The 17,572-nt window shown below is 43.8% G+C and carries 13 protein-coding genes and 1 pseudogene; all 14 read left to right on the top strand.

The annotated features are described in order from the left end of the window. Positions 1-219: 219 nt before the first annotated feature. Positions 220-1,809 carry a peptide chain release factor 3 gene (prfC, locus tag PXH59_RS18755; RefSeq protein ID WP_285809653.1) on the top strand — a complete coding sequence of 530 codons (1,590 nt, stop codon included), beginning with the start codon at positions 220-222 and terminating at the stop codon, positions 1,807-1,809. A gap of 206 nt (positions 1,810-2,015) precedes the next feature. Beyond that, on the top strand, positions 2,016-2,423 hold the full coding sequence (locus PXH59_RS18750) for a BON domain-containing protein (protein WP_285809652.1): 408 nt from the start codon (positions 2,016-2,018) through the stop codon (positions 2,421-2,423). Positions 2,424-2,674: 251 nt separating this feature from the next. Further along, a complete protein-coding gene (locus PXH59_RS18745; RefSeq protein WP_285809650.1) occupies positions 2,675-3,790 on the top strand; it encodes a patatin-like phospholipase family protein in 1,116 nt (371 codons plus the stop codon). Next, positions 3,791-4,562 (top strand): annotated as a pseudogene (locus PXH59_RS18740) (TatD family hydrolase). Positions 4,563-4,859: 297 nt separating this feature from the next. Continuing rightward, positions 4,860-6,125, top strand: a complete 1,266-nt coding sequence (locus PXH59_RS18735) for a NupC/NupG family nucleoside CNT transporter (protein ID WP_285811826.1) — start codon at positions 4,860-4,862, stop codon at positions 6,123-6,125. Between the two features lie 211 nt (positions 6,126-6,336). Next, complete coding sequence (gene deoC / locus PXH59_RS18730) at positions 6,337-7,116, top strand: deoxyribose-phosphate aldolase (protein ID WP_285809648.1); 780 nt, start codon at positions 6,337-6,339, stop codon at positions 7,114-7,116. 84 nt (positions 7,117-7,200) lie between these two features. After that, positions 7,201-8,577 carry a thymidine phosphorylase gene (deoA, locus tag PXH59_RS18725; protein WP_285809646.1) on the top strand — a complete coding sequence of 459 codons (1,377 nt, stop codon included), beginning with the start codon at positions 7,201-7,203 and terminating at the stop codon, positions 8,575-8,577. Between the two features lie 77 nt (positions 8,578-8,654). Beyond that, entirely contained in the window at positions 8,655-9,878 is a 1,224-nt protein-coding gene (deoB, locus tag PXH59_RS18720; RefSeq protein ID WP_047766698.1) for a phosphopentomutase, read from the top strand. Positions 9,879-9,951: 73 nt separating this feature from the next. Continuing rightward, positions 9,952-10,668: a purine-nucleoside phosphorylase gene (deoD, locus tag PXH59_RS18715; RefSeq protein ID WP_047766699.1), complete on the top strand. Its 717-nt coding sequence runs from the start codon at positions 9,952-9,954 to the stop codon at positions 10,666-10,668. A gap of 724 nt (positions 10,669-11,392) precedes the next feature. Beyond that, positions 11,393-11,938 (top strand): fimbrial protein, encoded by a 546-nt coding sequence (locus PXH59_RS18710; RefSeq protein ID WP_047766700.1) that lies wholly within the window; start codon positions 11,393-11,395, stop codon positions 11,936-11,938. Between the two features lie 494 nt (positions 11,939-12,432). After that, a complete protein-coding gene (locus PXH59_RS18705; protein WP_285809643.1) occupies positions 12,433-15,093 on the top strand; it encodes an outer membrane usher protein in 2,661 nt (886 codons plus the stop codon). Between the two features lie 131 nt (positions 15,094-15,224). Beyond that, positions 15,225-15,983: a fimbria/pilus periplasmic chaperone gene (locus tag PXH59_RS18700; protein WP_285809641.1), complete on the top strand. Its 759-nt coding sequence runs from the start codon at positions 15,225-15,227 to the stop codon at positions 15,981-15,983. A gap of 117 nt (positions 15,984-16,100) precedes the next feature. After that, positions 16,101-16,664, top strand: coding sequence for a fimbrial protein (locus PXH59_RS18695; protein ID WP_285809638.1), 564 nt, complete (start codon positions 16,101-16,103; stop codon positions 16,662-16,664). A gap of 64 nt (positions 16,665-16,728) precedes the next feature. After that, positions 16,729-17,565: an MrpH family fimbial adhesin gene (locus tag PXH59_RS18690; RefSeq protein ID WP_285809636.1), complete on the top strand. Its 837-nt coding sequence runs from the start codon at positions 16,729-16,731 to the stop codon at positions 17,563-17,565. The last annotated feature ends 7 nt before the right edge of the window (positions 17,566-17,572 follow it).

Below are 17,572 nucleotides of genomic sequence, written 5' to 3'. Positions count from 1 at the left end.
TTGTGCAAAATTCAAACGCAGAGGTGCTGGTCACTTACGTTTATTGGCCCGTCTTCATTTCAACGCAAACTAATGGCTAGAAAAGTGTCTGGAGTTTATTGACCGCTACAGATTTTGGGGGGCATGATAAGTTGTAATTTGCAAAGGTGCTCTAGCAGTGTAAAATTTTTGCAAATTTATTTTCTGTACATAACATTGTACATAATTGGAAAAATTTCTATGCAAAACCCAATTTTCGCCAGTGAAGTCGCCAAGCGAAGAACCTTTGCAATAATTTCTCACCCGGATGCGGGTAAAACAACTATTACCGAAAAAGTATTACTGTTCGGACAGGCGATCCAGAAAGCGGGGACGGTAAAAGGCCGAGGCTCCAACCAACACGCTAAATCAGACTGGATGGAGATGGAAAAACAGCGTGGTATCTCTATTACTACTTCCGTAATGCAGTTTCCCTATGCTGACTGTTTGGTTAACTTACTGGATACCCCAGGACATGAAGACTTCTCGGAAGATACTTACCGCACTTTGACTGCCGTTGACTGCTGTTTGATGGTCATTGACTCCGCGAAAGGGGTTGAGGATCGTACCCGTAAATTGATGGAAGTGACCCGTCTGCGCGATACGCCGATCCTGACATTCATGAACAAGCTCGACCGTGATATTCGTGATCCAATGGAGCTTATGGATGAAGTGGAAAATGAGCTGAAGATTGCCTGTAGCCCGATTACATGGCCAATCGGCTGTGGTAAATCCTTTAAAGGCGTCTATCACCTCTACCTTGATGAAACTTATCTGTACCAATCCGGTCAGGGGCATACCATTCAGGAAGTTCGTGCTATCAAGGGATTGAACAACCCTGAACTGGATTCAGCTGTGGGTGAAGAACTGGCGAATCAATTACGTGAAGAGCTGGAACTCGTCAAAGGTGCATCCCATGAATTTGATCAGGAAGCCTTTTTACAGGGAGAATTAACACCGGTTTTCTTCGGTACTGCATTGGGTAACTTTGGTGTTGATCATATGCTGGATGGCCTGGTTAAATGGGCGCCAAACCCAATGCCGCGTCAGGCTGATGCGCGTGAAGTGGCAGCGGGTGAAGAGAAATTCACCGGTTTTGTTTTCAAAATTCAGGCGAATATGGACCCGAAACACCGTGACCGTGTGGCCTTTTTGCGCGTTGTTTCTGGTAAATATGAAAAAGGCATGAAACTACGCCAGGTTCGCATTAAGAAAGACGTTGTTATTTCTGATGCGCTGACCTTTATGGCAGGGGATCGTTCTCATGTTGAGCACGCTTATCCGGGGGACATTATCGGTCTGCACAATCATGGCACTATTCAGATTGGCGATACCTTCACTCAAGGTGAAGAGTTGAAGTTTACCGGCATCCCTAACTTTGCCCCTGAATTGTTCCGCCGTATTCGTCTGCGTGATCCGTTGAAGCAGAAACAGTTGCTGAAAGGTCTGGTGCAATTATCAGAAGAAGGTGCTGTACAGGTATTCCGTCCGTTGTCCAATAACGATCTCATTGTTGGAGCGGTAGGTGTGCTTCAGTTTGACGTGGTTGTTGCCCGCTTGAAGAGCGAATATAACGTTGAAGCACTGTATGAACCGGTTAACGTTTCCACTGCTCGCTGGGTAGAATGCAGCGATGTGAAGAAATTGGAAGAATTCAAGCGTAAAAGTGAGCAGAATCTGGCTCTTGATGGTGGTGATAATTTAACTTACATTGCCCCAACCATGGTCAATTTAAACTTGACCAGTGAACGCTATCCTGATGTTTCCTTCCGCAAGACACGGGAACATTAATCCCCTTTCCGGGCCAGCTATTCTGTTGGCCCATATTATTTATGCCATCTGTATATTCTGTTTTTTGTGCCAATAAAAGAATAACTCTCTCCGTTAATGAAAATATACGTTATTTTTTGTAAATCTGATTTTATCACTATTGCCTAATTGACATACTGCATACTGTTTTGGTGGCGGTTCAGGCTGAAATTCAAAAAGGGGGTAGGATGAAACATATTAAGTTTACCCATTCACTACTGGCTGTTGTTCTGTGCTCGGTATTGGCCAGTGGTAGTGCTCTGGCAGCGGATCTTTCTGTGGGAAAAACATTGGAGAGTACAGGGCAAAAAATCGATAAATCGCTAGACAGTGCAGGGAACCAAATTGATAACTCCCTGCAAAAAGCAAATACTTATTTAGATGACAGTGCCATTACAGCAAAAGTGAAGGAAAAATTGCTGGAACATAAGGGGATAAATAGTCATGACATTTCGGTGAAAACGGAAAAAGGCGTTGTCCATCTTTCCGGTTTTGTCAAAAACAAACATCAAGCGGCGAAGATAGTTAAGATTGTTCATGGAATAAAAGGTGTCAAATCAGTAAAAAGCACGATAGAGATTAAAAAACAATCTTAATCTGAAAAAATAACAGATATTGAGAATAGAGTGGCTGATAATAGCCACTCTTTCTGTTTCTTTTCCTCAAATAATATCTTGTTAAGTGACGAAATTACTCATTCGCTGGCGGCATTCTGGTCACTGGCTATTCTCATATCAATTTAACTATTGGTGCTTTATTTCTTCACTTTTTATAAAAATGTTACAAGCAAGTTTTTTGAGCAACGATATACTGATAGGTATTCGGCGGCTTTCAGAGGGAGAGAAGAGTGGGGAAACATATTTCAATAACATTAGGTAATATCGAACCTTTAGCTTATCAGTCCCAGATTAAACCCGGGAAAATTGCTCTCGTTTGTGAAGGGGGTGGTCAGCGAGGTATTTTTACCGCCGGTGTCTTGGATGAATTTCTCCGTCTTGGTTTTAATCCGTTCGAACTGTTCCTTGGGACATCGGCGGGAGCGCAAAACCTTTCTGCCTATATTTGTGGTCAGAGGGGGTATGCACGCAAGATAATCAACCGTTATACAACTAACCCCGCTTTTTTTAATCCATTACGCTTTGTGCGTGGTGGGCATTTGATCGATTTAGATTGGTATATTGATACCATATCTGAGCAGTTGCCGTTGGATATTCCTGTCGCAATGCGTCAGTTTGATGTTGGACGTGAATTTTACATGTGTGCTTGCCGCTCGGATAATTTTGAGCCGAGTTACCTGCATCCAGATGACAAAAATTGGATGGATATTGTCAAGGCCTCCAGCGCCATTCCGGGATTTTATCGTAACGGCGTTACGCTTGATGATGTGGTTTACCAAGATGGGGGGATTTGTGATGCGATCCCAGTGCAGGAGGCTTATCGCCGAGGCGCGGATACTATTGTAGTGATTCGCACAGTGCCTTCACAGCTTTACTATACGCCTCAGTGGTTCAAACGTATGGAGCGTTGGTTAGAAGTGAGTAGTTTGCAAAAAATGGTCAAGATGCTCAACCTCCATGCACAAAGTTACCGTCGAACCCAGAAATTTATCGAAAATCCACCGGATAATGTGCAAATCTTCGAAATTTATCCACCAGCACCCTTGGCAACAATGGCTCTAGGCAGTCGGCTCAGTGCGTTAAATCAGGATTATCATGTGGGGCGGCGTTGTGGACGATATTTTCTGGCAACGATTGGACATACTTTTGTTGAAGGCAAATTTGGGCATACAGAACGTAAAAGTTATGGGGTATGCCGTACAGGATTAAGTTCTGATCACAACTGTTTTCGGCGAAACCATTTCCTGAACGGCGACAATCATTGCCCGTCAGTGGAATCCCCGGCGTCTGGGATGGTGGAGCATGTGCAAACGGTAGGAACTCTCATGATGGATAAGTTGGATTAGATGCTGATTGATACACATTGCCATTTTGATTTCCCTCCTTTTGCTGGTGATGAAATAGTGAGCCTGCAACAAGCCAGACAAATGGGCGTGGAAAAAATTATCGTTCCGACAATAGGTCAAACAAACTTCCAGAGAGTTTCTGCGCTGGCTGAGGCTTATTCTCCGATTTATGCCGCATTTGGTTTACATCCACTCTATATTGCTGAACACCAAGCGGTTCATTTGGATGAGTTGGCGCAAAAACTACAGGAAAAAGAGGCCAAATGCGTAGCGGTAGGTGAAATCGGTCTTGACCTTTATATGCCGGATCCGCAGTTTGAAAAGCAGAAAAGCATGTTAGAAGTACAGCTAAAACTAGCGAAACAACACGATCTGCCGGTGATACTCCATTCCAGAAAAAGCCATGACCAATTGGCAGCAATCTTGAGGAAGCACAAATTACCGCGAACAGGGGTTATTCATGGTTTTGCGGGGAGTTTATCTCAAGCCCAGGCCTTTATTCGTCTGGGGTTTTACATTGGTGTCGGGGGAACAATTACCTACGATAGAGCGCAAAAAGACCCGGAACACTATTTCACAATTGCCTTTGTCATCTTTGGTTCTGGAAACGGATGCGCCTGATATGCCGTTATCGGGGTTTCAGGGGCTGCCAAACCGACCAGAAAGGGTTGCACAGGTTTTTTCTGTATTGTGTGAATTGCGTCAGGAGCCGTCAGATGAAATTGCCAATCAGCTTTACCAAAATAGCACTATCCTATTTGCATTGAGTTGACTTATAACATATTAATAATGTTTAACTTATATTCTTTGCCTATTTATCCTGCCTTTTACCTTTTTCTCCATTAAATCATCTAACCCCACCGAAACTAGGTGGTTTTATGTGATGTATGTCTCATTTTGTATTTTTATATTACTTTTTACGGTATTAATTTGTGATGTTAGTTGCTTGTTCCTTTTTAGTCCTAGGTATAATCGGCTCACACACAATGTCAGTAGGAATTTATAGGATAACTGACATATTTTCTTATTATTTATTCAGTGAACAGGGATCCTTCCAATGCAACTCCTTATGAGCCTGATCGGGATGGCAGTGCTGGTTTTTATCGCAGTACTCTTCTCCAGTAATTATCGAGCCATTAAAATCCGCACCGTCTTGGGCGCCTTTCTGATGCAGGTTGCCATTGGGGCATTTGTACTTTATGTACCCGCCGGCAAAGACATTCTGGGGGGAATGTCAAAAGGCGTTTCCAATGTAATTGGATACGGACAAAAAGGAACAGATTTTATTTTTGGCGGTCTGGTGTCCGACAAAATGTTTGAATTATTCGGCGGCGGCGGTTTTGTCTTTGCCCTGCGTGTCCTGCCAGTGATTGTTTTCTTCTCATCACTCATTGCGGTGTTGTATTACATGGGCATTATGCAGTTCGTCATCAAAATATTGGGTGGTGGATTGCAGAAAATATTGGGAACCTCACGGACTGAGTCTTTGTCTGCAACGGCGAATATTTTCGTCGGTCAAACCGAAGCGCCTTTGGTTGTCCGTCCGTACATTGCGACCATGACCCAGTCTGAGTTGTTCGCAGTGATGTGTGGTGGCCTGGCTTCTGTTGCCGGCTCTGTATTGGCGGGCTATGCATCTATGGGTGTTCCATTGGAATACCTGATTGCGGCTTCATTTATGGCTGCGCCAGGTGGTTTACTGTTTGCAAAATTGCTGGTGCCGGAAACAGAAAAAACGCACGATATGGCTGATGCGATGTCGTTGGTTGCAGCGGAAGATCGTCCTGCGAATATTATTGATGCTGCGGCATCGGGTGCAGCATCTGGTATGCAGTTAGCCCTGAATGTTGGTGCCATGCTGTTGGCATTCACCGCATTGATTGCTTTGCTGAACGGTATCTTAGGCGGTATCGGCGGCTGGTTTGATTATCCTCAATTATCGATGGAATTGGTTTTGGGTTGGGTTTTTGCACCCATTGCCTACCTGATCGGTATTCCGTGGAATGAGGCAACAATTGCGGGTTCTTTCATCGGGCAGAAATTAGTTGTTAACGAATTCGTGGCATTCATGAACTTTAGTGAATACCTGCAAGCCGATGATGCTGTCCAGGCTGCGGGGCTGCAAGTACTTTCTGGCCATACTAAAGCCATTATCTCTTTTGCGCTGTGTGGTTTCGCCAACCTGTCTTCTGTTGCGATCCTTCTGGGCGGCTTAGGTGGTATGGCTCCAAATCGTCGCGGTGATATTGCCCGTTTCGGTTTTAAAGCCGTCTTGGCGGGTTCACTTTCTAACTTGATGAGTGCAACCATTGCCGGATTCTTCTTTTCGTTGTAAGACACAGGAAGTCTATACTCGATAAACTTCAAGTAGCAATCCGCAAGACGACGCGAGGCCTTATATTTCCCCGCGCAGCGGGGAAATATAACACGCATCTTGAAGTTAGATTGGTATATATCAAATTGAATGCAGGTGAGATTTCTCACCTGTATTTGTTTTAAGTCTGTTGTCTGATTCAGTGACGATAATCATACCGTTGGAGAGTTTTATGACCGATTTAACTGCCGCCGCTCAACTGGCGCTGAGTTTGATGGATTTAACTACACTTAATGATGATGATACAGATGAGAAAGTGGCCGCACTTTGTCGTCAGGCAAACAGCCCTGCCGGAAAGACGGCAGCTATCTGCATCTATCCACGTTTTATTCCCGTGGCGCGTAACGTATTACGCGAACAGGGAACCCCTGATATCCGCATTGCCACGGTGACTAATTTCCCACATGGCAATGATGATATCGACATTGCACTGGCTGAAACGCGTGCTGCCATAGCTTATGGTGCTGATGAAGTGGATGTTGTTTTTCCTTATCGTGCACTGATGGCCGGTAATGAGCAGATTGGTTTTGATTTGGTAACAGCCTGTAAAACGGCCTGTACTGAATCCGGCGTCTGGCTAAAAGTCATCATTGAAACGGGGGAGTTAAAAGAAGCGGCTTTGATTCGCAAGGCATCTGAAATTTCCATTAAGGCGGGAGCGGATTTCATTAAAACTTCAACGGGTAAGGTTCCCGTTAATGCGACGCTGGAAAGTGCCGAAATTATGCTGAGTGTGATCCGTGATATGCGCGTAGGTGATCGCGTTGGTTTTAAACCGGCGGGCGGTGTGCGTACCAGCGAAGAAGCGGCACAATATTTGGCGTTGGCAGAACGTATTATGGGAAATCAATGGGTTGATTCCCGTCATTTCCGTTTTGGTGCGTCCAGTTTGTTGGGCAGTTTGTTGACAACGCTTGGACACCAGAGTCAAAAGCAAAGTAGGGGTTATTGAGATCAATAATCACTCACTGCACACACGCTAAGATAGTGTGCATAACTGCCATTCTTTTCAGGTGATAATGATTGGGAGGTAGCTTTGTTTCTGGCACAGGAAATTATCCGCAAAAAACGTGATGGTCATCCACTGAATGAAGAAGAGATCCGCTTCTTTATTAACGGTGTCCGTGATAATACGGTTTCCGAAGGGCAGATTGCTGCACTGGCAATGACTATCTATTTCCATGACATGACGATGGAAGAACGTGTCGCACTGACTTTAGCGGTGCGTGATTCTGGTACGGTTTTAGACTGGAAGAAATTGAATTTACCCGGCCCGATTGTCGATAAACACTCGACGGGCGGTGTGGGCGATGTCACTTCCCTGATGCTGGGTCCAATGGTAGCGGCTTGCGGGGGATATGTACCGATGATATCGGGACGTGGCTTGGGGCATACCGGAGGAACGCTGGATAAATTAGAATCCATTCCCGGTTTTGATATTTTCCCTGATGAGTACCGTTTCCGCGAGATTATTCGCAATGTCGGTATTGCCATTATCGGACAGACAAATTCGCTGGCACCGGCGGATAAACGCTTTTATGCGACGCGTGATATTACGGCGACCGTTGATTCTATCCCTTTGATTACCGCCTCTATCTTGGGTAAGAAATTAGCCGAAGGGCTGGATGCTTTAGTCATGGATGTGAAAGTGGGTTCTGGGGCATTTATGCCGACCTACGAACAATCGGAACGGCTGGCCGAAGCTATCGTTGAAGTCGCCAATGGGGCGGGATGTAAGACTACGGCACTCTTGACGGATATGAATCAAGTTTTGGCATCCAGCGCGGGTAATGCGTTGGAAGTGCGTGAAGCTGTCCAATTCCTGACCGGAGAATACCGTAACCCTCGGTTGTTTGACGTTACCATGGCATTATCTGCTGAAATGCTGGTGTCAGGTAATTTGGCTATTGATCGTGACGATGCATACCATAAATTACAAGCTGCACTGGACAGTGGCAGGGCGGCGGAAACATTTGGTCGCATGGTGGCAGCGCAGAAAGGGCCGACTGATTTTGTTGAAAATTACTCCCGCTACCTCCCGACAGCGGAATTTGTCAAGCCAGTATTGGCTGGCGAGGTGTTAGCTGAACAGATGTTAGCGGGAAAAAATTGCATTGTTGCAGAAATGGATACCCGTGTCTTAGGAATGTCAGTGGTTGCATTGGGCGGAGGACGTCGTAAAGCGACAGATCCCATTAATTACAGTGTGGGGCTAAGTGATATCGTTGCGCTAGGCACAAACGTGAATGCGGATACTCCTTTGGCAATGATTCATGCCAATAGTGAGCATACCTGGCATGACGCCGCAGAAGCAGTACGTAAGGCGCTTGTTTTGAAGGATAAGGAAACAGTTTTTAAGGAAAGCGGGACACAAGCCACCACACCGATGGTTTATCGTTATATCCGTGGATAAATCATACAAGCATTGAAATTGATTTTAATAGCTGGCAGTTTCCGCATTGATAGCGTGAATTGACGCAGGAGAAAATTATGAAACGTACATTCATCATGGTATTGGATTCCTTTGGTATCGGTGCAACTGCTGATGCTGAAAAGTTTGGTGATAAGGGATCTAACACTTTGGGTCATATAGCAGAACACTGTGCCCGTGGTGAGGCTGATATTGGCCGTAAGGGACCACTACATTTGCCAAACCTGAGTCGTCTGGGATTGGGCAAGGCAGCAGAAGAGTCTTGCGGAACGTTCCCGATTGGCCTGGATAAAGAGGCCGAAATTATTGGCGCTTATGGTTACGCGAGTGAGCTTTCTTCTGGTAAAGACACGCCGTCAGGACACTGGGAAATTGCAGGCGTTCCGGTTCTGTTTGACTGGGGGTATTTCCGTGACGAAGAAAACAGCTTCCCACAGGCATTGCTGGATAAACTGGTCGAACGCGCGGATCTGCCGGGTTATCTGGGGAACTGTCACTCTTCCGGTACGGTTATTCTGGACAAATTAGGCGAAGAGCATATGAAAACCGGTCAACCGATTTTCTATACCTCTGCGGATTCTGTTTTCCAGATTGCTTGCCATGAAGAGACATTTGGTTTGGATCGCTTGTATGAGCTGTGTGAAATTGCGCGTGAAGAGTTGAATATTGGTGACTATAACATTGGTCGCGTGATTGCCCGTCCATTTGTGGGTGATAAAGCCGGGAATTTCCAGCGTACCGGCAACCGTCATGACTTGGCCGTTGAGCCGCCCGCCCCCACTGTCCTGAAAAAACTACTGGATGAAAAGCAGGGTGAAGTGGTTTCCATTGGCAAAATTGCAGATATTTACGCGAATGTCGGGATCACCAAAAAGGTCAAAGCGACAGGCATTGATGCCCTGTTTGATGCTTCGCTGATTGAAATGGAGCAGGCGGGCGATAACACCATCGTATTTACCAACTTTGTTGATTTTGATTCTTCCTACGGTCACCGCCGTGATGTCGCTGGTTACGCGGCAGCCCTGGAATTGTTTGACCGTCGTTTACCAGAAATGCTGAAATTGGTTAAAGAAGATGACATTCTGATCCTGACGGCTGACCATGGCTGTGACCCAACTTGGGCGGGAACAGATCACACCCGTGAACATGTTCCGGTTTTGGTTTACGGACCTCAAGTCAAACCAGGTTCATTAGGCCATCGTGAAACGTTCGCCGACATGGGGCAGACAGTCGCAAAATACTTCGATCTGACCCCCATGGATTATGGTAAAGCGATGTTTTAATTTTGGACGGAGATCTCTGGATCTCCCCATTTTCATCTATTTTGATACGTAATAAAAACAAGGAAATAAATTTATGGCCACCCCACATATTAATGCTGAGATGGGCGATTTTGCTGATGTTGTTTTGATGCCTGGTGACCCACTGCGTGCAAAATACATTGCGGAAACTTTTCTGGAAGATGCTCGTCAGGTTAACAATGTTCGCGGTATGCTGGGTTTCACTGGTACTTACAAAGGCCGCCGCATCTCTGTTATGGGGCATGGAATGGGTATCCCATCCTGTTCTATCTATGCCAAAGAGCTGATCACTGAATTTGGTGTTAAAAAAATCATCCGTATCGGTTCCTGCGGTGCGGTTAGCAAAGACGTTAAAATCCGTGATGTAGTGATTGGCATGGGGGCATGTACCGATTCCAAAGTAAACCGCCTGCGTTTTAAAGATCACGACTTCGCTGCTATTGCTGACTTTGATCTGGTTCGTCATGCAGTTGATGCGGCAAAGGCAAAGGATGTCAACGTGCGTGTCGGTAATATCTTCTCTGCCGATCTGTTTTATACGCCAGATCCTCAAATGTTCGACGTAATGGAAAAATACGGCATTCTGGGTGTTGAAATGGAAGCAGCGGGGATCTACGGTGTCGCTGCTGAATTTGGCGCAAAAGCGCTAGCGATTTGTACTGTGTCTGACCATATCCGTACTGGTGAGCAAACCACGGCTGAAGAGCGCCAAAATACATTTAATGACATGATCGAGATTGCGCTTGAATCCATCCTGATGGGTGATAATTAAAAAAGCGTAAATAGTTTTAGTCTTTCATTAAAAAATTACAGACCCTTTCCATTATTGGAAAGGGTTTTTTTTATAAATTACAGGCCAATTGATATCTATTATTAAGAACAGTTTTTAGTTATTTATTTAATCGGTATTTTCTTTTCTCTCAATTTGACTGGAAAATGAATGAAAAATAATAAACTTAATAATATTTGAACGATTTTTTTAAGTGATATTTTCAATTAACAATTAGCTTGGTAATTATGTTGTTTAGATAAATATCCTTATTTTATATTGACATTGAAGATAATCATGACAATAAAAACCAATTGTTATGGTTATAACGGGATAATAAAATGCGCCTGTCTTTCAGGAGGATAAAACAGAGCAATAAAACAACACCAATTAAGATGCTAAATTACTAAACATTGCTCGATATAACTCAGGGGAATACCCCAAAATTAAAAAATTATTAGTAAAATATACTACTCATAATCCGCAAGTTTTTGCAAAAATTCATATTTCATATGATGTTAAGGAGCATAGGCGGTTTTATCATCTGAAATTTGACTTAGGGTTTATTATGTAGAATGATATTGCCGGTTTGGTTTATTTTGACAGGTTATGATTTTAGTCAAAAAACTAAATAATCATTAGTCTAAGTATCAGAAATTAATTTCTGTGCTTCGGCTTCCCTTTGGCTATAAATATCTACTTTTTTATTAAAGGAATAAGTTAAATTATGAAACTTAACAAATTGGCGATGGTTTTAGGTTTTGGTGTAGCTTTGACTGCTGGCGCTGCAAGTGCAGCACCCACTGAAGGTAACGGTACAGTTAAATTCAGAGGGTCTATCATTGATGCGCCTTGCTCAATCAAAAACACCAATGTTGAAGTTGATATGGGTGCCGTTTCCAGTAATGCTCTGAAAGATGGTGGCCGTTCAGCCTCTAAATCTTTCAAAATTGAATTAGAAGGTTGTACTCTTGGGACTAAATCAGGTGTGATAACCACCTTTACTGGTGCGGAAGCTTCTGAGAAAGGTTTGCTGGCTATTGAAGGCACAGCACAAGGTGCAGCAATCGCAATCACTAACCATGGCAACAAAGTCATTCCTTTGGGTACAGCGTCAGACAGCATGTCTATCCATGATGGCAACAACGATCTGAATTTCGCCGCACACCTGAAAGGTCTGACAAGTCAGGCTGGAGAAGAAGGTGCAACGCCTGTGAAAGTCGTAGCAGGTGATTTCACAGCGATCGCAAACTTTACTTTAAGCTACCAATAATATTGCAAGCTATCTGATCATTTTTAATGCTTGAATATCAGGAAACTCACTTTAATTGTTCACCTCGATTTTCCTGATAATATATTTAGGGTATTTCTGGGATAGTGCGTGTAAGTAAGGTATGGCTACAATATTCTGTAACAAGATCTGTTTTATTGATGCAGGTCAATATTATTCATGATTGAGTAAGCAGATTGTGTCATTAACAAAGTGATCCCTGTAGTGGTAAATTGAAATACCCTTTTTTTATTTAATAAGTGAAGCATAAACAGAGCACTTAATATATTACGGTTAGGCAGGACATGTGGCTATCTCTGCAACCTCAGTATCGGTCAGGGTCCTCAATTTAGATCGATGAACTTTAATGACGCCATGTATGAGGTAAGAACGCCTGTGCGCTTACAGACTTGGTCGCGTCAGGTAGCGGCTAAATTCAAACTGGATGATTAACGATTCATTGTTCAGAGGATGCTATGGTTTTGTTTTCAGATGCTATGAATCATAATTTTTTATCTGATTATAGAGAAATAATCAGTAATAAAAAGACAAGCAGTAATAGAAAAAATATCGTTAATAGAAATAATGTGATTAATCAAAAAAGAACAGCTAATAAAATAAAAACAGAGCACTTACTATTCGGAATTAATCCTCTTTTTGCTCTTATACTGTTTGCATTGTCTGGTATTCAGACAGCTCATTCCCGATCATCAATTGAATTCAATATTGGTGCACTGGATGTCAATGAACGTGCCAATATTGATTTGGATAAATTTGCACGTGCAGGTTACATCATGCCGGGTAACTATATGATGAGTGTTCGGATGAATCAGCATGAGCTTTCGGATACCTATTCTATCGATTTCATTGCACCGCCTGATGAACCAACAGACAGTGAAGCCTGCATCTCCCCTGAATTGGTGAAACAAATCGCACTGAAACAACAGTGGGTAGAAAAATTAGGTTGGCAGAATGAAGGCAAATGTCTTGATCTCAATACGTTACCAGGTATGTCAGCCAGAGGTGATCTCGCTACTTATACGCTTTATTTAATCATACCTAAAATTTATCTGGAATATGACTTACCGGATTGGGACCCTCCTGCTCGTTGGGATAATGGGATACCCGGATTACTGTTTGATTATAACATTAACGCACAAACCTCCAGACCCGTTCACGGGAGTAGCAGCCAACAAATCAGCGCCATCGGAACAGCGGGTATGAATGCGGGGGAGTGGCGTTTGCGGGCTGATTGGCAGGCCAAATATAACCGTTTCAAAAACCAAAGTGGCGATAAATCAGGCTCTTCTGGTGGAAGAGAGCGTGATTGGGATTGGAGCCGTTACTACATGTATCGTGCGATCCCCCGCCTGGAAGCGAAATTGACATTGGGTGAGGATTACCTCAATTCCAACATTTTCGATAGCTTCCGCTATACGGGGGTCAGTTTAGTGACTGATGAAAATATGTTGCCCCCGAATTTACGTGGATATGCGCCTGAAGTCACAGGGGTAGCACGGACTAATGCCAAGGTAACGGTCAGACAACAGGGGAGAGTGCTGTATGAAACTCAGGTCGCTTCTGGCCCATTCCGTATTCAGGATCTGAGCGATGCGGTGGTAGGAACGCTGGATGTCAGAGTTGAAGAGCAAGACGGTGGTGTGCAAGAGTTTCAGGTTAATACTGCGACGATCCCTTATCTGACCCGCCCCGGACGCGTACAGTATAAATTTGTTGGTGGTCAGTCCACGAATGATAAGCACCGTCGTGAAGGGCCTGCATTCGGCATGGGTGAATTCTCGTGGGGAATTAACAGCGGTTGGTCGCTGTATGGCGGTCTCTTAGCCGCAGGAGATTATAACGCTTTGTCACTGGGGATCGGCCGCGACTTGATGATGTTTGGTGCACTGTCGTTTGATGTCACGGAATCAAGGGCAAGATTACCGGGAGAAAACAAAAATCTGACCGGTGGATCTTATCGTCTCAGTTATTCGAAACGTTTTGATCAATATCACAGTCAGGTGACGTTTGCCGGATATCGTTTTTCTGAGCGCGATTTCATGAATATGGGGCAGTATATCGATCGCCGCTATCGCAGCGTTTCTTCCAATAGCGGTAAAGAGATGTATACCATTACTTTCAACAAACAATTTACCGATATTGGCTTAAGTGCCTATCTCAATTATAGCCATCAAACTTATTGGAATCGGCCAACAAACGATCGCTATAACATTTCCTTATCCAAGTATTTTGATATTGGGCGTTATAAAAATATCAGCGTCAATCTGTCAGCCTATCGTAACAATTTTGACAATAAAAAAGATGATGGCATGTATCTGAATCTTTCCATTCCGTGGGGAGAAAGTGGCACTGTCAGCTACAACGGGTTGGTTAATCGTCAGGGCAATGCGCATACAGTGGGTTATTTTGACCGTATTGATGATCGCAATAACTATCGTGTTGCAGTGGGCACGAGTATCGATGGCAGGGCATCGGTTGACGGTTATTACAACCATTATGGTGACCAGACGTTGCTTACGGCCAGTGCCAGTTATCGGGATGGTGGCAATACGACGGCAGCCCTTGGCCTGCAAGGTGGGGTGACTGTAACGGCAAAAGGGGCTGCACTGCACCGTACTAATATGTCTGGCGCAACGCGCTTGATGGTAGATACAGAAGGGGTTAGCAATGTGCCTGTCCGGGGATTTGGTTCAGCGGTGCATACCAACTACTTTGGTAAAGCGGTGCTGGCCGATGTGAACAACTACTATCGCAACAGAGCAAATATTGACTTAGATAACTTGCCAGATGATGTAGAGGCACTGCGTTCTGTTCAGCAGGCAACATTAACAGAAGGCGCGATTGGTTATCGTAAATTCCAGGTGATATCAGGTAGTAAAGCGATGGTAATTATCAGGTTATCTGACGGTTCATCCCCGCCGTTTGGTGCATCAGTCATGAATAGTGCCCAACGTGAAATCGGGATTGTCAGTGATGACGGATATGTTTATCTGAGTGGAATAAATCAGGGTGAAAAACTGCAAGTCCATTGGGATGGTGGTGCTCAGTGTGAAATGACGGTGCCAGATGAAATAACATCAGAATCGTTAACTTCACTTTTACTGCCTTGCCGGTTTTTAACAGGTGATGGTAAGTAAATTGTCATTAAACTATCCAAAAAATCGTTATTTAATAGCGTATTATATCTGTCTGGACTGAAAAGTATGGCGATTAGCCAGTGCAGAAATATCAATATATGAGTCTCTTTTGAGCATGAGCAAATGACATTATGAAACTGAAAAATATTCTAATGATAGCCACCATGACGGTAATCTGTTTGACATCCATTCATCAGGCAATGGCAGCGATAGCGTTGGATCGTACTCGGGTGATTTTTAATGGAAATACCAAATCCGTCAGTCTGAATATTGAAAATCAGCATCTTGATTTGCCTTATTTGGCACAGGCGTGGCTTGAAGATGAGAAGGGAGATAAGATCAACGGCCCGCTTGTGATTGTTCCACCAGTACAGCGTGTTGAAGCTGGCGCAAAGAGCCAAATCAAAATTCAGACACTACCAACGATAGCTCAATTGCCACAAGATCGGGAAAGTCTGTTCTATTTCAATATTCGTGAGATCCCCCCTCGCAGTGAAAAATCCAATGTGCTGCAAATCGCTTTACAGACGCGAGTCAAACTGTTCTATCGCCCGGAAGCGGTGATTGCACGCCGTATTGATCTTGATAACCCGTGGCAGGAAAAACTCACCTTAACCCGCGAAGGCAGTCAATATGTGGTGAATAACCCAACACCTTATTACGTCACGATTTCAGAAGCATCAAACAAAGTGAACGGTAAAAGTGTCGGGGGGTTTGAGCCGCTGATGTTGGCACCCAGAAGTAGTGAAAAACTGGGAGGAACCGCTAACGCCTTAGGCAATACGCCGATACTGACTTATGTCAATGATTATGGTGGGCGACCACAATTAATATTTAACTGTAGTGGCAATACCTGCGCAGTGACAAAAGCTGTCACCGATGGAAGCTGATTTAAGTTGTACAGATGATGTTCCATCAATCAAGGTGTTGGTGGAGCATCAAGACAGAATTAGCCGGAATATAGTGAGTTTTCGGTAATTGGTTGGATAACCGTAGGGTAAATAATAATGAATCCGTTAAGCATCAGATTATCCAGATATGTATTGCCGATGCTGTTTCTTTTTGGTGTGGGTAGCCAGCAAAGTGCGTATGCACGGGATAATTTACGTCAGGATGTCAGGATTACGTTAACTGTACTTGCTCCTGCTTGTTCGATTAAGACAGAAAATCAAAATATAGAAGTGGATTTTGGCAATATTCTTAACCGTGATCTTTATCTGCAACATCGGACAAAAGGCAAGCAATTTAAGCTGTATTTAGACGATTGTGACCCACGTATAACAAAGCGACTTAAAATCAAGTTTTTAGGAGAGCAAAGCGACGAGCTGCCGGGGCTGTTGGCAATTCGATCTGACGGGCGTATTCGTGGTGTTGCCATCGGTATGGAAAAAATTGATGGTACGCCGATGCCGTTTAATAAAACCAGTGAATTCCCGTTATTAGCCGATAGTCAAAATAATGTGATTCCATTCCAGGCATATATACAAGCCACCCCCCGTGCTATTCAAGAGAAAAATATGGGTTTTGGTCCATTTACTGCTGTCGCAACGTTTGAAGTTAATTACGACTAGTCATGCTGACTGGTTTTTCATCCACGATCTTTAGTCAGAGTTTGATGTTATTGGAAAATAAGTTATGCGCCATATTAAAAAATCGTTGTTGAAGCTAGCAGCCCTGTTATTTTTAGCCAGTACCACGCATGTTTATGGTGGGGCTTATGTTATGCCGGTTAATATGGTTCCATCAGGTAACCAGGCTGTCACAACCATGGAAATTATTGCATGGACTGAGGAAGAAGGGATACCGAATCCTTGCTATGGAAATACCACATGCTATGTTGGCCCAGATGTGATGTATAAGAATGGGTATCAGCCGGGAATGCACGGCTCTTGCAATGATGCAAGGGTATGTTTGAATGCAGGTAATTATCGGACAACCGCTGACGTTATGCGAGCTTATAAACGCAAATTTGGCATTCCTAAACGGGTAACATTTACCATCATAAGTACAGAGGCGGATTGTATCGGTTTGTTTTATACAACGAAGATAGTTCCGGGATACGGTCATGCTCAACAATTCCCCAATTCCACTTGCAATAAAATGCCACCCCCTAATCAAAGTTGTCGAATTGAATTACCTTCTGAAATTGCTTATGGGGAATTAACTGCGGCAGATGTGAATAATGCTACCCGCACAATTAACGGTACATTTGAATGTGCTGTTGGTAGCAACAAGATTATGTTGTATGCCAGATCAACCAATGATGAAGACAGAATTTATCTCGATTCCGATAAGCAAATATATTCGACATTGCAAATTAATAACCAAAATGCAGCAAATGGCGTGAATGTTGTTGCTGACGGAAAGAATGCGGTCAAAGATTTCACACTGACGTCAGTATTGCACACATTAACACCACCGAAAGCCGGAAAATATGAAGGTACAGCAATAGTTTATTTAACTTATTTATAAATTGAGA

The organism is Xenorhabdus bakwenae (assembly GCF_030272115.1).
GTDB classification, from domain to species: Bacteria; Pseudomonadota; Gammaproteobacteria; order Enterobacterales; family Enterobacteriaceae; genus Xenorhabdus; species Xenorhabdus bakwenae.
The sequence above is the reverse complement of the archived record's forward strand: the minus strand, read 5'-3'. Positions and strand labels throughout refer to the sequence as shown.